The organism is Thermogemmatispora sp., assembly GCF_042408735.1.
Classification (GTDB): domain Bacteria; phylum Chloroflexota; class Ktedonobacteria; order Ktedonobacterales; family Ktedonobacteraceae; genus Thermogemmatispora.
Genome location: NZ_JBHOQV010000109.1, coordinates 1 through 20,483, shown reverse-complemented (window position 1 = coordinate 20,483; position 20,483 = coordinate 1). Strand labels below are relative to the sequence as shown.

Genomic DNA, 20,483 nt, shown 5'->3' with positions numbered 1-20,483 from the left:
GCCATCTATCTCCCTATCCGAAGAGGAGGCAATAAGATGCAGCAAGACCTGGAAACGGAGAAGCACGGGGTGGATGCGGCTGTGCGCTATCAGCACGGTCTCTATCCCGATGCACGCGGGCGCTTCGGTCCCTACGGGGGACGGTTTGTGCCGGAGAGCCTGATGCCCCTGCTGAGCGAGTTAGAGGCGGCCTATCACCAGGCACGCCGCGATCCGGCCTTTGAGGAGGAGCTGCAGGAGCTGCTGCGCTCGTTCGTAGGGCGCCCGACGCCCCTCTATTACGTGCCGCGCTTCTCTGAGCTTGTGGCCCCAGGCGTGCGCGTCTATCTGAAGCGCGAGGACCTGGTACATACGGGGGCGCACAAGATCAATAACGCTCTCGGCCAGGGACTGCTGGCCAGGCGTCTCGGCAAACGGCGCATCATCGCCGAGACGGGGGCCGGTCAGCATGGTGTGGCCACAGCAACGGTCTGCGCCATGCTGGGACTGGACTGCATTATCTACATGGGCGCCGAGGATATCGAGCGTCAGTCGCTCAACGTCTTCCGCATGCGCCTCCTTGGCGCCGAGGTGCGCTCAGTGGATAGCGGCAGCCGCACCCTCAAGGACGCCATCAATGAGGCCATCCGCGACTGGGTGACGAATGTCGAGACCACCTTCTATCTGATCGGCTCGGTGGTCGGCCCCCATCCCTACCCGCTGATAGTCCGCGATTTTCAGGCGATCATCGGGCGGGAGGCGCGCGAGCAGATTCTGCAGCTGGAGGGCCGCCTGCCAGACCTGGTCATGGCCTGCGTGGGCGGCGGCAGCAACGCGATGGGTATCTTCTATCCCTTCGCCGATGCTCCCGAGGTGCGCCTGCTTGGTGTTGAGGCGGGCGGCCAGGGATTGGCCTCGGGACAGCATGCCGCGACGCTGGTGGCGGGCCGCCCGGGCGTTCTTCACGGCGCCTTCAGTTACTTGCTGCAGAACGAGGATGGCCAGGTACTGGAAACCCATAGTATCTCCGCCGGCCTCGACTACCCCGGCGTCGGCCCCGAGCATAGCTATATGAAAGATACAGGCCGCGCCAGCTATGTGGCAGCCGATGATGCTCTGGCTCTCCGCGGCCTCCAGGCTTTGAGCCAGAGCGAGGGCATCATTCCTGCCCTGGAGCCAGCCCACGCCCTCGGCTATCTGCTGGAGATGGGGAAGCGCGGCGAGCTGGCCCCCGGCAGCCTGATCATCGTCAATCTCTCGGGACGCGGCGACAAGGATATGCTGACGGTGGCCCGGGAGTTGCAGGTCAAGATTCCATAACTTCTTGTTGAATTCGTGCAGGGCAACAACCATGCAGCAATCACAGCAATCCGAGACCACAGAGACCACGGGGACCCTAGAGCGTTCCACGGCGATACCGGCCCAGCGCATCGGACGGGCCTTCGCCCAGGCTAGCCACCAGGGGCGCTGCGCGCTGATTCCTTACCTGATGTGCGGCTTCCCTTCCGCTGAGCAGAGCCTGGAGGCCGCGCTGGCAGCCATCGAGGGAGGAGCCGACTTGCTCGAATTGGGGCTGCCCTTCAGCGACCCGCTGGCCGACGGTGCCACCATTCAGCACGCCAGCCATCAGGCCCTAGAGCGCGGCATGTCCGTCTCCTCCTGCCTCGCTATTGCACGCCGGGTGGCTGACCACAGTAGCATTCCTTTGATTCTCATGGGCTACTACAATCCCGTGCTGGCCTATGGCCTGCAACGCTTTTGTCGCGAGGCCGCTGCAGCAGGCGCCTGCGGCCTGATCATCCCCGACCTGACACCAGAGGAGGCGGGACCGCTGTTGCAGGCCGCCCATGCAGAGGGACTGGCGATGATCTTCCTGGTGCCGCCGACGACACCCGATGAGCGCATTGCCACCATCGTGAGCGTGGCCGCTCAGGAGCCGCGCGGCTTTATCTACTGTGTCTCGCTCAGCGGCGTCACCGGGGCGCGCGATCGCTTGCCCTCCCATTTGCAGAGCTTTATCGCCCGCGTACGGCGCCAGAGCGCCCCCTACGACTTGCCTCTGGCCGTCGGCTTTGGCGTTTCGCGCCCGGAACATGTGGCGGAAATCGCTCGCTACGCCGACGGGGCGGTTGTCGGTAGCGCCCTGGTCAATCTTCTGGAGCGTTATGCCGACGATGCGCAGGCTCAGAGGAAGGCCGTCCAGGACTATGTTCGCAGTTTGCGCGAAGGTAGCTCTCGTCGGTCTTGATGACTAAGCACGATCGCCGCCCGCTGCGGAGCGCTTCACAGTGCTTGCGGCTACCCTTTACAATAGAAGGCGTGCCTGCTCGCCCCTCAGCGCCGAGCGCGAGAGCAGAAGCAGGTCGCCGCCATTCTTGCCACGAAAGGGTGATTGGGCGTGTACTGTCGAGGCATCCGGGGAGCGACGACGGTCGAGCGCAATGATCGTCAGGAGATTCTGGCCGCCACCGCCGAGCTGCTCCAGTTGATGGTGGAGCTGAATCAGATCCGGAGTGAGGATGTCGCCAGCGCTATTTTCAGCGTGACCGATGATCTGGATGCCGTCTATCCAGCGCAGGCCGCACGCGAACTCGGCTGGACCGAGGTGGCCCTGCTGTGCGTGCGGGAGATTCCAGTACCAGGCAGCCTGCGCAAGTGCATTCGTATCCTGCTGCATGTCAATACTGAGCGTAGTCCCGCGGAGCTGCGCCACGTCTACTTGCGCGGCGCAGTGCAGCTACGCCCAGAGTTCAGCGTCGAGCGCTCCTGAGCAGGTAGGGCAAGGTAGTAAGCACGGTATCCCCAGAGCCTGGCTGCTCTCTCTTCGCATGCGCTTCTTAGCCCCGCTATCAGGCGAGCAGCAGGTTCGCTTGCCGGCTCAATCCAGATCCGTCCAGGCAGCGCGCCGGCCCGTCCTTTCTACGCTCTCTGCTCCGCTTCCTCTCCTCACCGGTTTCGATCACGACGACGATGGTGTCGCGATGGAGGAAGGGAATACTTGTCCGCTGCGCGGCCAGAGCGGTTCCTCTCGCTGGGAAACTGCCCTATAGCAGGTCAGGCGAGCCAGTCCCACCAGCAGCCAGGCTGACAGGTAAGCCAGGTTGCTTTGGCTGCCGCATAGGGCCGGCTGGTGGATCAGGCCAGACCTCAAGCGTCCAGAACGAACCAGGCTGACTGGTAACTAGCACTGAGGAAAGCATGCGGCTTCGCTGGCCCTCCCTCTGGGAGCTTTGGTCGCCAGAAAGACGGTCGCAAGAGCCAGTTCCTGCTGCTCTCGCCCTCCGTCACGCGGGTCGGCCGCCAGCGATACAGGGGCCGCGGTTCAGGTTGTGAAGCTTGCCTAATTCTGCCGAAGTATGAAGGAGCCACGAGTCATGATCGTTGTGATGAAACCAAATTGTAGTGAAGAGGCGATTGAGCACGTCTTGCGCTTCTTAGAGCAGGAGGGCTTGACCGGCCATCTCTCGCGCGGTATAGAGCGCACGGTGATCGGGGTCATCGGCTCGGTCAATGTGCAGAATCCTCCCGGCAAGGGGATGATTACGCCGGCCCTGGGCGAGACCCTGGAGGCCTTCCCCGAGGTCGAAGGGGTCTTTCGCGTCTCGAAGCCCTATAAGCTGGCAAGCCGCGAATTTCATCCAGATGACACCATTGTCGAGGTGCCGGTCACCTGTGTAGCCGGTGGCACAGTGCGCATCGGCGGCCCCGAGATTGTCATGATGGCCGGCCCCTGCACGGTGGAGAACGAGAAGCAGCTGATGACAAGCGCCGAGGCTGTACGTAAGGCTGGGGCCGTCATCTTGCGCGGCGGAGCCTTCAAGCCATCGACCTCCCCCTACGGCTTCCGCGGCCTGGGGGAGGAGGGCCTGAAGCTCCTGGCTAAAGCTTCTCGCGAGTTCGGCATGGCTGTAGTGACCGAGGTCATGACTCCTACCGACGTGCCGCTGGTCTGCGAGTACGCCGATATTCTGCAGATCGGCACGCGCAATATGCAGAACTATATGCTCCTGGACGAGGTCGGGCGCGCTCAGAAGCCGGTGCTCCTGAAGCGCGGCATGGCGGCAACCATTGAGGAATGGCTCCTGGCGGCTGAATATATTCTCTCTCAGGGCAATCGCGCTGTTATCCTCTGCGAGCGAGGTATCCGTACTTTTGAGAAGAGCACGCGCAATACGATGGATCTGAGTGCCATCCCTCTGGTAAAGCAACTCTCCCATCTGCCGATTGTGGCCGATCCAAGCCAGGGGACAGGCCGGCGCGACCTGGTAGGGCCGATGACGCTGGCCGCCGTGGCCGCCGGCTGCGACGGCCTGCTGATTGAGGTCCATCCCAATCCCGAGGTTGCCCTCAAGGATGGGGCGCAATCGCTGACGACCGAGCAGTTCACCGAGCTGATGCCCAGGGCGATAGCGGTGGCACAGGCCATCGGGCGCTCGTTTGTGACAGCCTGACCTTCTCGCCCAGCCCAGCCCGCTGGCTTCGCTGGCTTCGCTGGCTTCGCTGGCGAGCGAGCAGGCTTTCGGCCTGAGTCCTGGAACAGGCTCAAGCAACTGCCGATCTTCAGAAAAGCAAGGGGAGCAGGCGACGGCTCACTGAGCTGCCGCGCCCGCTCCCCCTCTTTTTGTTCTCTCTTTCGATCGACGCTGGCTGCCACTCCTGGCCCATCCTCGCTTAGCTCAGCTAAAGTCTGGCTCGCCCATGCTGGAGATGCAAGAGCTGGCCGGCTGGACCTGAGGATTAGCGAGGAATTCCTCCATGATCAGGCTGGCACAGAGGCCGGTCAGGAAGACACCGTGGCCCGTCCCCGGGAAAACAAAGAGGTAGCTGTGGCTGAGGGTCTTCTGAGCCATCAAGGCGTTGCTCGTCGGCGTGATCGGGTCATATTCTCCAGAGAGAATCAAGGTCGGCAGGTCGCTTTTGACCGGCTGCTTCTGCTCTGGGGGTACCGCCGGGACGTTCCAAAGCTGGCAGACCTGATAGTCGGCTTCCAGGCCTTCCTGCATCCCTGCTCGCAGCTCTGGCCTCAGCACAGCAACAGCTTTCTCCAGCTCCTGAAGCGAGGTGTAGCGCATGTCTTCTCCACACTCGACGGAGTAGTACATGCCATAGCTAACGTCGTTGGCCAGCAGCAACTGCCCGTAGGTCTCGGAGATCAGCGTATACTGACCATGATCGATCTCACTGATGGCCCGCGGTAGATCGGGAATGAAGCTGGTCACGTAGAGCGAGGTGAAGACCCACTGGGCCAGCCCATCGCCCGTCAGTAGTATAGGCCCATACTGCAGGTCGTTAAAGGTCACCGGATGAGCGTTGAGGCGGTCAACCAGGCGATAAAAGGTGGTCTGCAGGTTGGGATAGCTCTCGTTGCAGACAGGATCTTTCTGGCAGCCCTGGAAGAGGGTATCGAAGGCGTGCTGCATAGAGACAGGAAAAGAGGTGAAAAGGTTGCTCTGTGTGGGCACGGTCGAGTCGAGAATGACGCTGCGCAGGTCCTCGGGGAAGAGCCGCATGACAGTCAGGGCCAGGCGCGTGCCATAGGAGACGCCGTAAAGATCGACCTGCCGGTAGCCAAGGGCATGAATGAGGTCGTGCACATCCTGAGCGTCAGCGATAGTGGTGTAGGCGCTCAGGTGAATACCCTCGGCAGTCAGCCGGTCGCGGCAGGAGCGCATGGCCTGCAGATAATCGCGCGTGCTGACCTCGCGGCTGAGATTCTCATCTTTGGTGGCCTGGTTGAGACGGTCGACTTCGCCACAGTAGAGCGAGGGCGAGGAGTAGCCCGTGCCACGCTGATCGAAGAGGATGAAGGTGCGTCCCATCGTCACCGATTGACGATTGAGCTGGGAGATATAGGGACCTAGCTCGCTGAGCGTGGCTCCTCCGGGTCCACCGGAGAGATAGAGGAAGGGAGTGGCGTTGGCCTCTGCGGCGCTGGCTTTGAAGATGGCTACCGCCAGATGGATGGTGTTACCCTGAGGCTGGCGGCGATCCTCGGGAACGGTCAAGACTCCACAGGTCAGGTCGCGCCCCTGAACGATGCCGCTGCCAGGCTGAAAAGGACACGGCCCTTGACGAAAGCTGCCGGTGGTGGTGACCTGGGTTCCTGGACTGGCGACCTCAGTCGCTCTCGTTGTTGGCTGCCCACTGGTCGCGTTACTGCCGTTGCGAGCGGTCAGGGCGAAAAAGGTGGCTGCCCCACCAGCAAAGAGGACGAGGGCGATCAGGAGAATGGCAATGATGAAGCGCCAGGGACCCGGCGTGCGCGGAGCCATCGAAGGGAGGATAGGCTCCGCCTGCTGCTGACCCGCCTCGCCCGGTTTCAAAGAGGGCGGCCCGGACACTCCATATGGTCCATAGGGAACGTACGGCCCTTTCGCCATCTCCAGGCCAGCGGGCGGCGGCTGAGGCGCTACCGGCCCTGACTCGGCCTGGGACAGCGGATAGATGAGGTCGTTGCGCTCCTGGTAGCGCAGGCCAGGCGGCGAGTATTCATAGTAGGGAGCATCGCCGTAGTTCGGCGGGGTCTCCTCTTGCTCTCTGGCTTCTTTCTCAAAAGGTGAGGTCTGCTCGGTCATCAATATACCTTTCTAGCGCAGCCCGGCACGGCGACCAGGCCCATGTCTGGATAGCAGGCACAAGGAGAGAGAAGCCTGCTTGCTCCTTCTCGCTGGCCCAGACCCGCCTCTATCGCCAGTGGCTTCCGCTCTACCCGCGCTCTCCCTCTCTCCCCCACTCGCCAACCTGGCTGGCTCGCCAGGCTGCCTGCTCCTGCTGCAGTCGCAGCAGTTCACGCTCGAGTTCCAAAATTTTCTGCTGTATGATCTGCTTTTGTTGCTGTGGTTGCATTAAGCGCAGGTCTTCGACAGCCTTGTAGCCCCAGCGCAGCAGTCCTCGTGGTACGAAAGCAGCAGACATATAGTACTGGGTGCGTATGTTAGAAAGATAGGCATTCAGTTGCCTTAGATCGAGCTTGAGTGCGCGCAATTGCAGGCGCAGCTGCTGAATACGCTCGCGGTAGGGATCCGGCGGGCGACCTCCCCGACGCGGCTGTGGCCTCCGCCCCCTGGCCATTCGCTCAGCAGATGCCGGAGAGAGAGGCGGTTGCTCGTCTCCTCTCGCCTCGGTCAAGGCCTCTGCCAGAGAGGAGCCGCACCAGGTGCAGAAGCGGCCGCCAGGCGTAGCCGGCGTGCCACAGTGGGGGCAAAACATGACACCTTCTCCTGTCTTAGCGCTTCGCTCGGGAGAACGCCGAGAATAGGCGGATTTCCTGCCTTCGATCAGAGTCATTATAGCAGATGTTGCCGGGAGGAGAAACTGCAAGTCGCTGAAGGTCTCAGAGAGAGACCTTGCTGCTCCTATCCTTTCTTGTAGATACTAACATCTGTTGAACTCATCAACCGCTTCGCTCTTCCGACAGGGACGCCTGCCCCGCTTCTCACTTCCAGCTCTGATCAACAGCGCGCGCTCTCCTGGCTGTACTCACTCAGCGACAATGAAGCTTCTTGCGAGAGACACGCGAGGCGTCTTCTGGCGATGGGTAGAACAGAGACCGCGGGAGTAGGGCGGGCCAGATCTTCCACGTTCTGCCCCGGCCCAAGCCTGGCCAGAACGCGTAGCCAGATCGCCCCCGCCGGCCTCCGATGCGACGAGCGCCTCTCCCGCTGGGAAGGAGGGAAAGAGCGCTAGCAGGTCAGGGCCAGGCCAAAGGCTAAGCGGAAGCTAAGCCCCTTCTCAAAGGTGCCAGGCTCTTCCTTGACGCTGCCTCCTTTAGCAACGTACAATAAAATGTACCGCAACAGCGACCCGGCGCCTGCCTGTTCACTGGCAGACCGTTCGCCAGACCACCCTAGACCACGCACGCCAGCCAGGCCGGTGAACAGCGGTGCCCTCTGATCAGTGCCCGCCCGTCGGTCACGCCGCGCGCCTGCCAGTCTGCACGGCTCCATAGGCGGCATCAGAGGCTGATCGTTTGCTTATGGGAGGCTCTCGTTGAACCAGGAACAGCAGTCACTGGCTCTTCCTTTTTCCTCGATCGAGGATGTGCAACGGGCGATGTTTGCCCGACGCTATGTCGCTGATCGCAGTCTGGCGACAGCGGTGTTCCTGGCCCTCAAGCGTCGCAAGCCGTTGCTGCTTGAAGGCGAGCCGGGCGTTGGCAAAACCGAGGTGGCCAAGGTCCTGGCCGACCTGCTAGAGACGCGCCTGATCCGCCTGCAGTGCTACGAAGGGATCGATATCAGCACGGCGGTCTATGAGTGGAACTATACGCGCCAGATGCTCTATATCCGTCTGATGGAGGCCAGCGGGACCACGCGCCAGGAGGAGCTGAAGGAGATCTTTGGCCCCGATTTCTTGATCAAGCGCCCTCTGCTCCAGGCGATCGATCCCGCCAACGCCAAGGCTCCCGTCCTTCTCATCGACGAGTTGGACCGCAGCGATGAGGAGTTCGAGGCTTACTTACTGGAGTTGCTCTCGGATTTCCAGATCACTATCCCTGAGATCGGCACCATCGCGGCCAAGGAGCCGCCGATCGTGGTAATCACTTCAAATCGCACGCGCGAGATCCACGACGCCCTGCGCCGACGCTGCCTCTACTACTGGATCGATTACCCAACTCTCGACAAGGAATACTCGATTGTCCTGACGCGCATGCCGGAGGCGCCCGAGCGCCTGGCTAAACAGGTCTGCGCCTTCGTGCGCGAGCTGCGCGCGCTCGATCTGTTCAAGGCCCCCGGCGTCGCCGAAACGCTGGATTGGATCGCTTCGCTGCTGGCCCTCAACCAGTTGGAGCTGGTCGAGGGGACGGTGCGCGACACGCTCGGCGCCTTGCTGAAGTATCAGGACGATGTGCTCAAGGTAGGCGGGAGCAACCTCGGCAAGCTGATTGAGAAGGCCCGCAGCGCAAGCTCGTGACCGCACTTGCTTATGGATGCCCAGAATTTCAAGCGTCTTGATGACCCTTTGCTCTTCGCGCGGGAAGAGGCCAGCCCGCTCTCTTTCCAGCTTCCCTCGGCTGGAAAGGACGGCCTGCGCTCTCCGGCGGCTCAGATGCCCCCTCTCTCTCCCAGGGAGCTGGAACGCGGCGAGCGCTTGCTCTACCGCCTGACTGAGTTCGGCCACTTGCTCTGGGAGTCGGGGATCGAGGTCGGGCCCCAACAGCTACTCGACCTGGCCGAGACCCTCAATGCCATCGATATCACGAATCCAACCGATTTCTATTACGCGCTCAAATGTTCGCTCCTGAGCCGCCATGAGCAGGAGACGCTTTTCGACCAGCTCTTCAATTACTACTGGCTCAGCCGCGACCGCCAGAATCGCCCCCCGGATCCGGGCGCGACCCGACGCGACGATCGCCAGATCCGCCTACCACCCTCGGAGCGTAAGCGCCTCGCCGAGCACCTCAACGCCGATAATCAGCAGCGCGAGCTGCGCGCCGGCGAGCGCGAGAGTGAGCGGCGGCACCTGCTGGATGAGCAGGCCGGCGAGCACGAAGATGAGCAGGCTCCTCCTCAGGGCACAGCCTATAGCGCCCTGGAGTTGCTGCGCAAGAAGGATTTCGAGTCTTTTACCTGGGAGGAGGTCCAGGAGGCCAAGCGCTTGATGGCCGAGATGCGCTGGAACCTGGGCCTGCGCCCAACGCGCCGCAAGCGCCCGGTGCGCAAGGGCGATTATCCCGATATGCGCCGCATCGTGCGCCGCAATTTGAAGTACGGCGCAGAGCTGCTTGAGCTGACCTGGCGCGAGAACAAGTGGAAGCCGCGCCCCCTGGTGATTATCTGCGATATCAGTGGCTCGATGAGCCTCTACTCTCGACTTTTGCTGCATTTTATCCATACGATCTCTAATGGTCTGCTGAACGTGGAAGCCTTCGTCTTCGGCACGCGCCTGACACGCATTACGCGCCAGCTCAAACGGCGCGATGTCGACGATGCCGTGCGCGAGGTTTCACGCACAGTCCAGGACTGGTCGGGCGGCACGCGCATCGGCGAGGCCCTGCACACCTTCAATCAGCAATGGGCGCGGCGTGTTTTGGGACGCGGCGCCGTGGTACTGATCATCAGCGACGGCTGGGACCGCGGCGATGCCAATCTGTTGCGCGCCGAGATGGACCGCCTGCAGCATAGCTGCCATCGCCTGATCTGGCTCAACCCCTTGCTGGGTTCACCCGACTATCGCCCGCTGACCATTGGCATGAAGACGGCCTTGCCCTACATCGACGACTTCTTGCCGGCCCACAATCTCGATAGCTTGATTAAGCTTGGCCAACTGCTTGAACGTATCGATGATCGGCGTCCGGCACGTACGCCGGCGGCCCGCCGCGAGGCGATCAGGGCCTGGAACCGTCCCACCCCCTGAGCTGGTCGCTCTCCCTGCCGAGTGAAAGCGAATGCGCGGCTTGCCACGGCGGGCCGGATGCTGGTAGCGTACTTCTCAGGCTTTCTTGCGGAGGTGTTTCTTATGCGCGATATTCTGCCCGATGTCGAGCGCTGGCGAGCGCGCGGTGAGCGCGTGGCCGTGGCCACGGTGGTTTCGGTGGCCGGTTCGGCCCCCCGGCGACCCGGGGCCAAGCTGGCCGTAAGCGAGAAGGGGGAGATCAGTGGTTCGGTCAGCGGTGGCTGCGTGGAGCCGGCAGTGATCGAGACCGCCCTGCAGGTCATCAAGGATGGTAAGCCTCAGATGTTGGAGTTCGGCATCAGCGAGGAGGAGAACTTCGAGCAGATCGGCCTGGCCTGCGGTGGGACGATCCACGTCTTTGTTGAACGCCTCGACTGGTAGTGCGTGCGAGAGGTAGCGCGATTGAGACCAGCAGACTGGGCTTCTCTCGCAATGCTCGTGCAGGAGTTGGTCCCTTATGAGCGGACTCTATGAGGAACTGAAGCAGCAACTGGCACAGGAGCGCGGCGTCGCCCTGGCGACCCTGGTGCGCTCCTCTTCCGGCCAGGAACTTGGCGCCAAGCTCCTGGTCTTTCCCGACAAGAGCTTTCATGGCTCCTTCGGCCTCCCCGAACTGGAGGCGCGCGTGGCCGAAGATGCCGAGCAGGCTATCTGGATTGGCGAGCCGGGCACGCGGCTCTATACCCTGGGCGAGCAGACCTTCGAGGTCTTCATCGAGGGTTTCCCTCCTCCTCCGCGCCTGATCATCGTCGGCGCCGGCCATATCTCTATCCCTCTGACGACCTTCGCCCGGACGCTCGGCTACCGTGTGATCGTCATCGACGCCCGCGCCGCCTTCGCGACGCGCGAACGCTTCCCTCACGCCGACGAGCTGATCGTGGCCTGGCCCGATGAGGTTCTGGCCAGGATGGATCTCAACCCCTCAACGGCGGTCGTCATCTTGACCCACGACCCCAAGTTCGATGAGCCTTCCCTTAAGGTGGTCCTCTCTCGCCAGGTCGGCTACGTGGGGGCAATCGGCAGCCGCAAGACCAGCCAGGAGCGCAACGAGCGCCTCAAGCAACAAGGGCTAACCGACGAGCAGCTGAGCCGCGTCCATGCGCCCATCGGCCTCAATATCGGGGCCAAGACGCCCGAGGAGATGGCCCTGGCAATTATGGCCGAGATCGTCGCGACGCGCTATGGGAAAGATCGTTCAGCCATTCTGGACTGGTCCCGTAAATAAGATCTGTAACTTCTCCGCCGTCTCTACGTTTCTATCAGAGAAAGGGGGTATGCCTGCTTCTCTGTAGGTAGGCAATGCTGGGAGGAGGCGGTTCGCGGCTATATAACTACAAGAAGCGTAAGCATTGAGAAGGAAAGAACATGCCGGAATATCCCTATGATCCGCATGATGACTTGACAGAGCCAGTACCTCCCTCTGCCCAGCCGCCTGGCAGCGGAGGACAGGGGAAGTTGATCATAGGTGGCTTTCGCGACTCGGCCGGCGGCCAGAGCCAGGGGAGACGCCAGCCTCCACCCGGTTATCAGGGCTACCAGAGCTATCGCGGAGGGGTTTCTACTCCGCCGCGACACCCAGGGATGGAGCCGTACCCGCGGACTTACCCGGCGGTGGCCTCGCCCGCGGCCCGTCCTCGCCCTTCGCTGCTGCGTCGGCGCGGCTGCGCGATCGGCTGCCTCTCCCTGGTGCTGGTGGTAATCTTGCTGGCAGGTTTCTCCATCTATGTGCTTCAGCGCGTGCTGGCTTTTGGCTCGGCCATCTCAACCCAGTCTCCGCTGAGCACCCAGACGGGCTTCATGGGTACCTCCGATCGCGTCAATCTCCTGGTTCTGGGCCTCGGTGGCGGCGACCATCCCGGCGCCTACCTGACCGACTCAATGGTCCTTATGAGCCTGATCCCGTCCACTCAACATACGACGCTCATTTCGATCCCGCGCGATCTCTGGGTCCAGGTCCCCTCCGGCTCCGGCCACTATGGCAAGATCAATAGCGTCTACGAGGTAGCTTCCAATAACGGCAAGGACCCCGTGTCCGGGGGCAACGCCGCCGCGCAGAAGGTTTCTCTAATCACCGGTCTCGATGTGAAGTACTGGATGACGATCGACTTCGAGGGCTTCCGCGACCTGATCAACGCGATTGGCGGCATCGATGTCTATGTTCCCGATTCGTTCACTGCCCTTTATCCGAAGAACGATGACCCGAACGTCGATGCAAGCTGGATTAAGGTGCATTTCTCTAAAGGAATGCAGCATATGGATGGCGAGACGGCGATCCGCTACGCCCGCGCTCGCGAGTCCCTGGATAACCCAGCCGAGGGCACCGATTTCGCTCGCTCGGCCCGCCAGATGATTATTATTAAAGCGGTGATCAGCAAGGTGAAGCAGTGGTCGACCTGGCCCCACCTCTTCGATGCCATGGATGCCCTCAAGCATACCATCTATACAAATATGTCTCTGACCGACCTCGGCCTCTTCTCGCTGAAAATGGACCTGAATCAGGCCCACCGCATCGGCCTGAGCAACCAGAACGTGCTGGTCGATTCGCAGTCAGCGGACGGGCAGTACATCTTGCTGCCGGCAAACAATAACTGGCAGCTCATTATTGACTATATCCGCAAAAATCTCTATAACTAGAGAGAGTCCCGTTCCTCCTGCTGCGGCGTGAGGAGCAGCTACATGGCAGCACCGCCAGATGAGAAGCGCCGGCTGCTCCTCCGGCGGCCCGCCACAGCCAGCCAGCCAACCCGACCGCCAGGCCTGGCACAATGCGGCAAGAGGTAGCGCTCCCAGGCTTTAGCCCATCGCCTGCATCAGTCCGAGAGCGAGATGCTGGCGAAAGGCAGGCAGACAAGCAGGAGATCCCAGCCAGGCCCACCCGGCCCTGATATGGAAGCCTCAGCCATCGCAAAATAACAGAAGAAGAGGCACAAGGTGATGACCGAGCAGATTCCCCGGCTGATTGCTGGCGTCTATCGAATCGGACAGGTACTGACTCGGGCAGGGTCGGCAGTCACCAGTTGCACGGCCTATAATCGCAACACCAACGATGTGGTGGGCCTGCACCTGGTCGCATTGCCGCCATCTGTCGCCGCCGCCTCCTACCAGTTGCAGAACCTCTTTGCTCTGCTGGAACGGCGCCGCCTGGTGCGCTCGCCCGCGGTGCTTCCTCTGTATAGCTGGGGTCTCGATGGGCCATGGCTCTATCTGGTGACCGAGCCTCCGCGGGGGGTTAGCCTGCGCTACCTGATGGATCACGAGCACATCGATCTGCAGCGCTCCCTGGAGATCGTGCGCCAGCTCCTCAAGGGTGTCGAAGCGCTGCAAGCGCAGGGCTTCGTGGGCCTCGATCTGCGTCCTCCTCTGATCACAGTGCACATCATCGAGCTGCACGACTACGTTCAGGTCGACGACCTTGGTCTACGCCTGCTTGTCAATGCACTGGGCCAGGGACCGGGTCAGCAGCCCGATGACATCGGCTTTTTCGACCCACGCTATTTAGCCCCCGAGGAGCTTCAGGGCCAGCCCCCCGGTCCCTGGAGCGACGTCTACCATGCCGGCTTGCTGCTCTTCGAGCTGGTGACTGGGCGCCCTCCCTTCGTAGGGCGGACCATTGCTGAAACCGCCCTTCTGCAGACGAGCGCTCCGCTGCCGAGCCTGGAGCTGTACCATCACAACACGCCCAACGTGCTGCAGGCCCTACTGGAGCATGCCCTGGCCAAGCAGCCATCTCAACGCTTCGCCTCGGTTCAAGCTCTCCTGAATGCTCTCAACGGCATTCAACTGCCGCCCCCTCCCGAGCGCGCGCCAGCCTTCGGTGAGATTACGCTGCTTTCTTCGGCTGAGCAGGCGGGGCCTTCCTCTGCCACTCGCGAGATGGCGGCGATAGATATCAGACTTAGCCTGGAGAAAACCCTCCTTCAGCCTGGCCAGAGGGAAACCGCGACAGTTCAGGCCGCGCCCGCGCAAGCTCTGCCCACGGCGGGCACTCATAGCCCACGCCCCGAGGAGGGCGTGCTGGCCTATCTCTGCTTTGAGGAGGGGGAGCGTTCCCTACGCTTTCCAATCAGAGGACGCAACGTTGTAGTCGGGCGCGCCGATCCACGTCGCCAACTCTATCCCGATATTGACCTGACGCCTCTAGACTCGCGTATGGTGGTCTCGCGCCAGCATGCGCGCATCCACTTCGAGGAGACTTTCTTCTATATTGAGGATCTGAAGAGCCACAACGGGACCTGGCTGGGTGGGCTGCGTTTGAAGCCACTCAAGGCCGAGCTGCTGCAGCATGGCGACCACCTGCGCTTCGGCTCGCTCGAATGCATCTTTCGCATTCCAGGCCAGCCCGACCCGCCACGGTTCGGACCCCAATCCAGGTCCGAGGCCCAGTCTTCAGCGCGCCCGCCTCAGTCAGGCGACTAAGGCGAAGAAGGGGGGAAGGTCTTGGGCGGCCATTCCCCCTGCCTCAGCATGCCAGAGAGAGCACTCCAGGAAGCTTGACTTAAGAGCGGGAGCGAGCAATGGCGAGGAGGTCGGCCAGCAGGCCCTGGGCAGTCTGACGGCGACCCGCCCCTGGACCGATCACCGTTACCGAGGAGAGGGTGTCGCTCTCAATGGTCAAGGCGTTCATGACCCCGTCGACGCGCGCCAAGGGATGGTCTAGCGGCAAGGCCATAGGCTCCACACGCGCCTCCACGGGCAGCTCCGCCGCCTGGCCGCCGGCCGAGGCCTGACTGAGCCCCCCCACCCCGCGCAGGCGCAGAGAGGCCACCAGTTTGATGCGACGCCCCTCAGCCTGAGCCGCACGGACCTCCTCTTGCGCAATCCCCGCGATCCCGCGCCGGAGCACCTGCTCGGGCCGCAACGGCAGCCCGAAGACCAGGGCAGCCAGGATCAAGGTTTTGGCCAGAGCATCGTAGCCCTCGACATCTGCCGTGGGATCAGCCTCCGCATAGCCGAGACGTTGGGCCTCAGCCAGGGCCTCGGCATAGCTGCGCCCCTGGCCCATCTCCGTCAAGATATAGTTGGTCGTGCCATTGAGAATACCCGAGAGACTCAGAATGCGGGCCCCGGCCAGCCCCTCACGCAGCGTGCTCAGGACTGGGGTACCGGCCATCACGGTCGCCTCCATGCGCAGGTGAACCCCCTTGCGCGCCGCCAGAGCCAGCAGCTCGTGGGCCGCCAAAGCCACAGGCCCCTTATTGGCCGTCACCACATGCAGGCCCTGCTCCAGGGCCTGGCGAATGTGGCTTAGACCAGGCTCCCCATCGCGCAGGTTTGTCCCGGTCACCTCGACCAGGACGTCGGCCCCCGTCGCCGCCAGGCCCTCGCCCACCGTCGGCCAGCGCTTGACTTCAGCCGAGGCATAGGCAGTCAGCGGCTGACCGCTGGCCGCCAGCCTGAGCAGTTCCGCCTCATCCAGCCCCTCGGCGCGGGCCAGAAAGCCGGAACGAGCCGTCGCCACCGCCACCAGCCGGAGATCCAATCCGTAGGCAGCACGCAGCCAGTCCCGCTTCTCCAACAGGAGCTCAGCCAATCCCTGGCCAACGGTGCCGAAGCCAATCAAGGCAAGGCGCAACTCCTTCACCATCGCAGTAGCAGCATCCTCCCGTCATCTTCACGAAGTTGATCGATCGATCAGCCTATCCAGCAGTCGAGTCGGCGCAGCCCGCCTGCGGCGCAGGCCGACCGGCCTAGATCCAGGACAGCTTAAAGCGCGCCAGCAGGCGCCGGACGGGGCCAAGCAACTCGATCTGGCCCTCGATCCTCAGCAGACGCGCCGCCCGCAGATAGACCACTACACCGACCGCCATCTCGATCAGCAGCTTTACCAGGGCCACCAGCACCTGGAGTATGCCCCCATGGGTAATCATCGGGCGCGTCGGGTCGGTCGTGTTCAGCAAGAAATCCAGCAGCAGGCGAACCAGAAAGACCGACAGGCCCATTGCGCCCGTCGCTATCAGAACACGGCTCAGGAAAACCCCCAGCTCGCGCGTGATCAGGCCGCCGATACGCTGATGGATCAGGCAGAGCAAAACCGTGGCTTCCAGCAGACCGGCCACGGAGGTCGAGAGGGCCAGGGCCCCCATACCCCAGGCCGCACCCCACAGACGGGCAAAAGCGTTGATCAGCAAGAGGCCCAGGGCGATCTTAAAAATGAACTGGCCCACGCTGACAATCACCGGCGTCGTGCTATCGCGCAGGGCGTAGAACGAGCGCGTCAGAATCTCAACAGCAGCCTGACCGGCCAGACCGATGGCGAACATCGACAGGGGAATAGCCGTGATCTCGGCGCTCTCCAGACCGAAGGCCCCATGCTGATAGAGCGTTTGGATAATAGGGAGCGCCAAAATAATCAGGCCCAGACTGGAAGGGATCGACAAAAAGAGAATGCCGCGCAAGGTCTCCATGACAATGCTGCGCGCCCTCTCCAGACGCCCACGCGCCACATACTCGGCGATGGTTGGGAAAGCCGCCGTTGAAATGGCCATGCCGAAGATGCCCAAGGGCAACAGCATCAGAGAAAAGCCATAGTAATAGGCCGTGATAAAGCCGAGCAGGGTCTGCTGACCAAGCGAGCCAGTGACCACCAGAGTTCCTAGCAGCAAGATCAGGGCACGGTCGACAAAGGTGGTCGTCGAGAGCATGGCAGCGTTGATAATGCGCGGGATCATCTGACGCCCAATTTGCTGCACGCCCGGATGGCGCCAGTCAAAGGACGGGCGGAAGCGCATCCCCACCCGCGGCAGCCCGGGGATCTGAATACCAACCTGCAACAGAGCCCCCAACACCACCCCCGCACTGGCACAGTAGACGGCCACCATCGAATTGCGATGGCCGATGAGGGCCAGAAACATACCCGGCAACAGTCCGACAATCAGCCCGACGTTGTAGAGCACCGTGCCCAAGGCATAGAGGGTAAAGTGCTGCTGGGCGTTCAACACGGCGCTGACGATGACTCCACTGCCCAGAATCACGGCCTGGAAGAGCATGATGCGCGTCAGGGTGATGATCAGACTCAATTCGCCAGGGCTGACGTTGGGATTATACAAAGGCACAATCTGATTGGCAAAAATGAAGCCGATCAGGGCGATGATTAACATAATGGTCGTGGCCAGGGTCAAGGCCGTATTGGCGACATGCCAGGCCGTCTTCTCGTCGCGATCGCTGACCATGTAGCGCGTGAAGACTGGGATGAAGGCCGAGCTGAGGGCCCCACCGGCCACGATATTAAAGATCGTATCAGGCAAGAGAAAAGCCTGGTAGAAAGCCCCAGAGGTCGGATCGGTCCCAAAGACCGCTGCAAACATCGAGGAGCGCAACAGCCCCAGGACACGGCTGGCCACGAAGGCGCCTGTAAGAATGAAGGCGGCGTTACGAACCTGGACCCGCCGGATCATGGCGGTATCCTGAGCCGGTTCGGAAGCGGGCTGTAAGGCCGGGGCCGAAGGCGGAGAGGAAGCGGCAGGCGCCACAGGGGCCGAAGCCGCGGACCTGGCCGCCAGCGGTCCCTGCACCTGCTGTAGCGGGACCTGCACCTGCGCCTGACCCAGGCCTCCACCAGCTCCACCAGCCTGATCGCCGGGGCCGGCCGGGGAGAGAGAGGCCAGATCGCCCATGCGACGCCGGAAGACCTTGCGCTGAATCAGCTCGCTCAGATCCGGTTGCTGAACACGACGCTGCTGCCGACGCAGACGCTCCTCGCGCAACTGTTGTAAGCGCGCCTGGCGCAAAGCTGGTAGCGGCTGCGACGGCTGCGGCACATTGGCGTAGAGATACTCCATCCCCTGCCCATAGCCCAGAGAGCCACCCATATCCGGCAGATGCTGCTCTTCTTGCTGATACAGGCGCCCCATCTGAGCCCCTACCCTACCACCAGAAGGCACCTGGGGAGGATAGACTGGCTGCTGCGGCGGAAGCGAGGCAGGTGGCACATTCGCGCCTGTCGTCCCTGCAGCTCCTGCCCCCAGTTGCTCCTGATCATACTGCCAGCCATAGTAAGGAGTTTGCTTGTTACTTTCTTCTGCCATCCAGGTGCTTTTCCTCTTTTTCGTGGATCACATACTGTTTCTTCCTGACAGTCCTGCCGTCGTTCTCGTGCGGCTTCTTTTAGAGAATAACAGGTTAGGCAGACAAGTCAAGCCCTTGAACTGAGCCGTAGCGGAGACTTCCCCCATTTGGGGGAAGCACTCCCTTCCCGCAGGCGGCGGCTCTCGTGGTAGAATTGTCCCCGGTGGGTCGTGCCTTTCTTGAGCCGCTACTCGTTCTGTTGCTATGATAGGACATCACCTTGAGCGAGCAAGCACCTGGCAGCGGCTGGCGATGGCCTATTGACAGGCAAGTTGGCGCTCTCGCCTCTTGCTCCTTTGCTTGCATCGGCGCATGGCTTCTGACCGATGTGCTTGAGCACCATTCTGAGCGATCGAGGTAGATAGATGGAAGACTTACACGCTGTCATCCTGGCAGGCGGCAGCGGGACACGACTCTGGCCGCTGAGTACCCCCGAGTTTCCCAAGCAGTTCCTGCCTCTTCCGGGAGGCCGCAGCATGATTCAAGAGACCCTGGCGCGCGTGACCACCCTGGTGGCGCGAGAACGGGTCTGGGTGGTCACCGGGCGGGCTTTTAGCGCCCTGGTGCGCCAGCACCTGCCGGAGATCCTTCCCGAGCAGATTCTGGAGGAGCCGGTCGGGCGCAACACGGCTCCTGCTATTGCCTGGGCCGCTTCCCTGCTGGCCCAGCGCTCACCTCAGGCCGTGATGGCCGTCTTTCCCGCCGATCATGTGATCACCAGGTTGGAGCCATTCCAACGGGCGATCCGCTTCGGCTACCAGCTTGCTCAACGCGGCTACCTGGTCACCTGGGGCATTCGCCCCACCGAGCCAGCAACCGGCTACGGCTACATCCGCTTCGCCACCCCGGTGGCCGATGGCCACGGCCATCAGGCCTTCAGCGTGGAACAGTTCGTCGAGAAGCCCGACCTGGCCACCGCAGAGCGCTATCTGCAGGACGGGCACTATGTCTGGAATAGCGGGATGTTTATTTGGCAGGTCGACACCATCCTGGCAGAGGTGCGCAAGCACCTTCCCACGCTGGCTGAGCAGGTGAGGCGCATCGTGGAGGCTACGGGCAGCCCCGCCGAGCGGAGCGTACTCGAGGAGGTCTGGCCCTCTCTGGTCTCGATTTCGATCGACTACGGCGTTCTGGAGAAAACCGACAGGCTGGTGGTGATCCCGGTCGATATTGGCTGGAGCGATGTCGGAAATTGGGAACAGTACGGGGAGCTTTACGCCGCCGATGGGAATGGTCTGCGCGGTATCGGCCACCACTTCGCCCTCGGCAGCCAGAATGTCTTTGTCTACAATACAACGCCGCGGGAAATCTATACGGTCGGCCTGGAAGATGTCATCGTGGTGGCGCTCGAGGACAAGACTTTGATCTGCCACAAGGACCATGTGCAGCGCGTGCGCGAGCTGGCCGAAGCTCAGCTTCTGCAGCGCTCAAGCCCAACGCCCGCCGGCAATGGCCACCAGGCGGCTGCGGGGACGGCGGCAGGGACAGGAGCAAGCGCCTCCTCCGGCCCATCATCGATAGCAGCGGCGGCGGGCCAGAACAGTTCCCCGCTCAGGCTTGAGCTGACGGCCAGCGCCCCTGCAGCTCCGGCAGGGCAAGGTCCAACGCTCGCCGAGGAGGCTGAGCCAGATGGCTCCGAGGAACAGGGCCAGCCGACGGCCTGAAGCCATGTCCTCTCCTCTCTTGTACCCTCCCTCATCTCATCTAGCCGCTTCAATCTCAGGGCGGGGCCGCGATGAACCCGGACTAGCTACCCCGCCCTCTCAGTTTCGCTTCAGTCGCGGCGCTCCCCATACTCGCGGTAGCGATAACCACGGTAATAGCGATGGCGATGACGCCAATGACGATAGGTCGCGAGATGCCAGATCGTGAGCAAGATAGCTCCGCCGATAATGGCCTGGGTCAGGGCGATCGGCTCACCGAAAAGCATTACCTCGCTGCCAACACGGAACGGCAGGATGATGGCGATAAGGATGCCGATGAAGGCGCAGAGAACGGCCCCAAGAATGCCGTAGGGCAGGCGCCAGCCGATGATCGTCTCGGCC

General features: G+C 62.2%; 16 protein-coding genes. 11 read left to right on the top strand and 5 right to left on the bottom strand.

Translation table 11 applies throughout. The features are described from left to right. Positions 1–36 precede the first annotated feature (36 nt). The 4 genes from trpB (at position 37) to aroF (ending at position 4,430) form a co-directional block, all read left to right on the top strand. Positions 37–1,299: a tryptophan synthase subunit beta gene (trpB, locus tag ACFMO7_RS09055; protein WP_376795162.1), complete on the top strand. Its 1,263-nt coding sequence runs from the start codon at positions 37–39 to the stop codon at positions 1,297–1,299. A 31-nt stretch (positions 1,300–1,330) separates the two neighbouring features. Beyond that, positions 1,331–2,227, top strand: a complete 897-nt coding sequence (gene trpA / locus ACFMO7_RS09050; protein WP_376795161.1) for a tryptophan synthase subunit alpha — start codon at positions 1,331–1,333, stop codon at positions 2,225–2,227. Positions 2,228–2,377: 150 nt separating this feature from the next. Continuing rightward, positions 2,378–2,749, top strand: a complete 372-nt coding sequence (gene aroH / locus ACFMO7_RS09045; protein WP_376795160.1) for a chorismate mutase — start codon at positions 2,378–2,380, stop codon at positions 2,747–2,749. Between the two features lie 604 nt (positions 2,750–3,353). Next, positions 3,354–4,430: a 3-deoxy-7-phosphoheptulonate synthase gene (gene aroF / locus ACFMO7_RS09040; RefSeq protein WP_376795159.1), complete on the top strand. Its 1,077-nt coding sequence runs from the start codon at positions 3,354–3,356 to the stop codon at positions 4,428–4,430. 225 nt (positions 4,431–4,655) lie between these two features. On the opposite strand, the gene ACFMO7_RS09035 is transcribed toward aroF, so the two are convergent. Further along, on the bottom strand, positions 4,656–6,554 hold the full coding sequence (locus ACFMO7_RS09035; protein ID WP_376795158.1) for an alpha/beta fold hydrolase: 1,899 nt from the start codon (positions 6,552–6,554) through the stop codon (positions 4,656–4,658). A gap of 130 nt (positions 6,555–6,684) precedes the next feature. Beyond that, positions 6,685–7,188 (bottom strand): zinc ribbon domain-containing protein, encoded by a 504-nt coding sequence (locus tag ACFMO7_RS09030; RefSeq protein ID WP_376795157.1) that lies wholly within the window; start codon positions 7,186–7,188, stop codon positions 6,685–6,687. Positions 7,189–8,031: 843 nt separating this feature from the next. Between ACFMO7_RS09030 and ACFMO7_RS09025 the strand changes: the two genes are divergently transcribed. The 6 genes from ACFMO7_RS09025 to ACFMO7_RS09000 all read left to right on the top strand — a co-directional run bounded on the left by ACFMO7_RS09025 (position 8,032) and on the right by ACFMO7_RS09000 (position 14,790). Next, entirely contained in the window at positions 8,032–8,892 is an 861-nt protein-coding gene (locus ACFMO7_RS09025) for an AAA family ATPase (RefSeq protein ID WP_376795219.1), read from the top strand. Between the two features lie 12 nt (positions 8,893–8,904). Continuing rightward, on the top strand, positions 8,905–10,335 hold the full coding sequence (locus tag ACFMO7_RS09020) for a VWA domain-containing protein (protein WP_376795156.1): 1,431 nt from the start codon (positions 8,905–8,907) through the stop codon (positions 10,333–10,335). A gap of 102 nt (positions 10,336–10,437) precedes the next feature. Then, the gene (locus ACFMO7_RS09015) at positions 10,438–10,755 is read left to right on the top strand and encodes an XdhC family protein (RefSeq protein WP_052889841.1); all 318 of its coding nucleotides are present in this window, start codon (positions 10,438–10,440) and stop codon (positions 10,753–10,755) included. A 76-nt stretch (positions 10,756–10,831) separates the two neighbouring features. Beyond that, on the top strand, positions 10,832–11,599 hold the full coding sequence (locus tag ACFMO7_RS09010) for an XdhC family protein (RefSeq protein WP_376795155.1): 768 nt from the start codon (positions 10,832–10,834) through the stop codon (positions 11,597–11,599). Positions 11,600–11,739: 140 nt separating this feature from the next. Further along, positions 11,740–13,008 (top strand): LCP family protein, encoded by a 1,269-nt coding sequence (locus tag ACFMO7_RS09005; RefSeq protein WP_376795154.1) that lies wholly within the window; start codon positions 11,740–11,742, stop codon positions 13,006–13,008. A gap of 300 nt (positions 13,009–13,308) precedes the next feature. Next, entirely contained in the window at positions 13,309–14,790 is a 1,482-nt protein-coding gene (locus ACFMO7_RS09000; protein ID WP_376795153.1) for an FHA domain-containing protein, read from the top strand. Positions 14,791–14,869: 79 nt separating this feature from the next. Here the strand turns inward: ACFMO7_RS09000 and ACFMO7_RS08995 are convergent, their stop codons facing one another. Both ACFMO7_RS08995 and murJ read right to left on the bottom strand, forming a co-directional pair. Continuing rightward, on the bottom strand, positions 14,870–15,958 hold the full coding sequence (locus ACFMO7_RS08995; protein ID WP_376795152.1) for a homoserine dehydrogenase: 1,089 nt from the start codon (positions 15,956–15,958) through the stop codon (positions 14,870–14,872). A 103-nt stretch (positions 15,959–16,061) separates the two neighbouring features. Further along, positions 16,062–18,398 carry a murein biosynthesis integral membrane protein MurJ gene (gene murJ, locus ACFMO7_RS08990; RefSeq protein ID WP_376795151.1) on the bottom strand — a complete coding sequence of 779 codons (2,337 nt, stop codon included), beginning with the start codon at positions 18,396–18,398 and terminating at the stop codon, positions 16,062–16,064. A 405-nt stretch (positions 18,399–18,803) separates the two neighbouring features. On the opposite strand from murJ, the gene ACFMO7_RS08985 reads away from it, so the two are divergent. Then, positions 18,804–20,102 carry a mannose-1-phosphate guanylyltransferase gene (locus ACFMO7_RS08985; RefSeq protein ID WP_376795150.1) on the top strand — a complete coding sequence of 433 codons (1,299 nt, stop codon included), beginning with the start codon at positions 18,804–18,806 and terminating at the stop codon, positions 20,100–20,102. A 110-nt stretch (positions 20,103–20,212) separates the two neighbouring features. On the opposite strand, the gene ACFMO7_RS08980 is transcribed toward ACFMO7_RS08985, so the two are convergent. After that, positions 20,213–20,483, bottom strand: a 271-nt coding sequence (locus ACFMO7_RS08980; protein ID WP_376795149.1) for a hypothetical protein, incomplete at its 5' end; no start/stop codon positions are given.

What these genes read in the sequence shown, in the direction of transcription:
- ACFMO7_RS09030 (WP_376795157.1), bottom strand. Translation starts at nt 7,188, where the DNA reads ATGTTTTGCCCCCACTGTGGCACGCCGGCTACGCCTGGCGGCCGCTTC.
- ACFMO7_RS09005 (WP_376795154.1), top strand. Translation starts at nt 11,740, where the DNA reads ATGCCGGAATATCCCTATGATCCGCATGATGACTTGACAGAGCCAGTA.
- aroF (WP_376795159.1), top strand. Translation starts at nt 3,354, where the DNA reads ATGATCGTTGTGATGAAACCAAATTGTAGTGAAGAGGCGATTGAGCAC.
- ACFMO7_RS09010 (WP_376795155.1), top strand. Translation starts at nt 10,832, where the DNA reads ATGAGCGGACTCTATGAGGAACTGAAGCAGCAACTGGCACAGGAGCGC.
- ACFMO7_RS08985 (WP_376795150.1), top strand. Translation starts at nt 18,804, where the DNA reads ATGGAAGACTTACACGCTGTCATCCTGGCAGGCGGCAGCGGGACACGA.
- ACFMO7_RS08995 (WP_376795152.1), bottom strand. Translation starts at nt 15,958, where the DNA reads ATGGTGAAGGAGTTGCGCCTTGCCTTGATTGGCTTCGGCACCGTTGGC.
- ACFMO7_RS09025 (WP_376795219.1), top strand. Translation starts at nt 8,032, where the DNA reads ATGTTTGCCCGACGCTATGTCGCTGATCGCAGTCTGGCGACAGCGGTG.
- ACFMO7_RS09035 (WP_376795158.1), bottom strand. Translation starts at nt 6,554, where the DNA reads ATGACCGAGCAGACCTCACCTTTTGAGAAAGAAGCCAGAGAGCAAGAG.
- ACFMO7_RS09000 (WP_376795153.1), top strand. Translation starts at nt 13,309, where the DNA reads ATGACCGAGCAGATTCCCCGGCTGATTGCTGGCGTCTATCGAATCGGA.
- trpA (WP_376795161.1), top strand. Translation starts at nt 1,331, where the DNA reads ATGCAGCAATCACAGCAATCCGAGACCACAGAGACCACGGGGACCCTA.
- ACFMO7_RS09015 (WP_052889841.1), top strand. Translation starts at nt 10,438, where the DNA reads ATGCGCGATATTCTGCCCGATGTCGAGCGCTGGCGAGCGCGCGGTGAG.
- ACFMO7_RS09020 (WP_376795156.1), top strand. Translation starts at nt 8,905, where the DNA reads ATGGATGCCCAGAATTTCAAGCGTCTTGATGACCCTTTGCTCTTCGCG.
- murJ (WP_376795151.1), bottom strand. Translation starts at nt 18,398, where the DNA reads ATGGCAGAAGAAAGTAACAAGCAAACTCCTTACTATGGCTGGCAGTAT.
- trpB (WP_376795162.1), top strand. Translation starts at nt 37, where the DNA reads ATGCAGCAAGACCTGGAAACGGAGAAGCACGGGGTGGATGCGGCTGTG.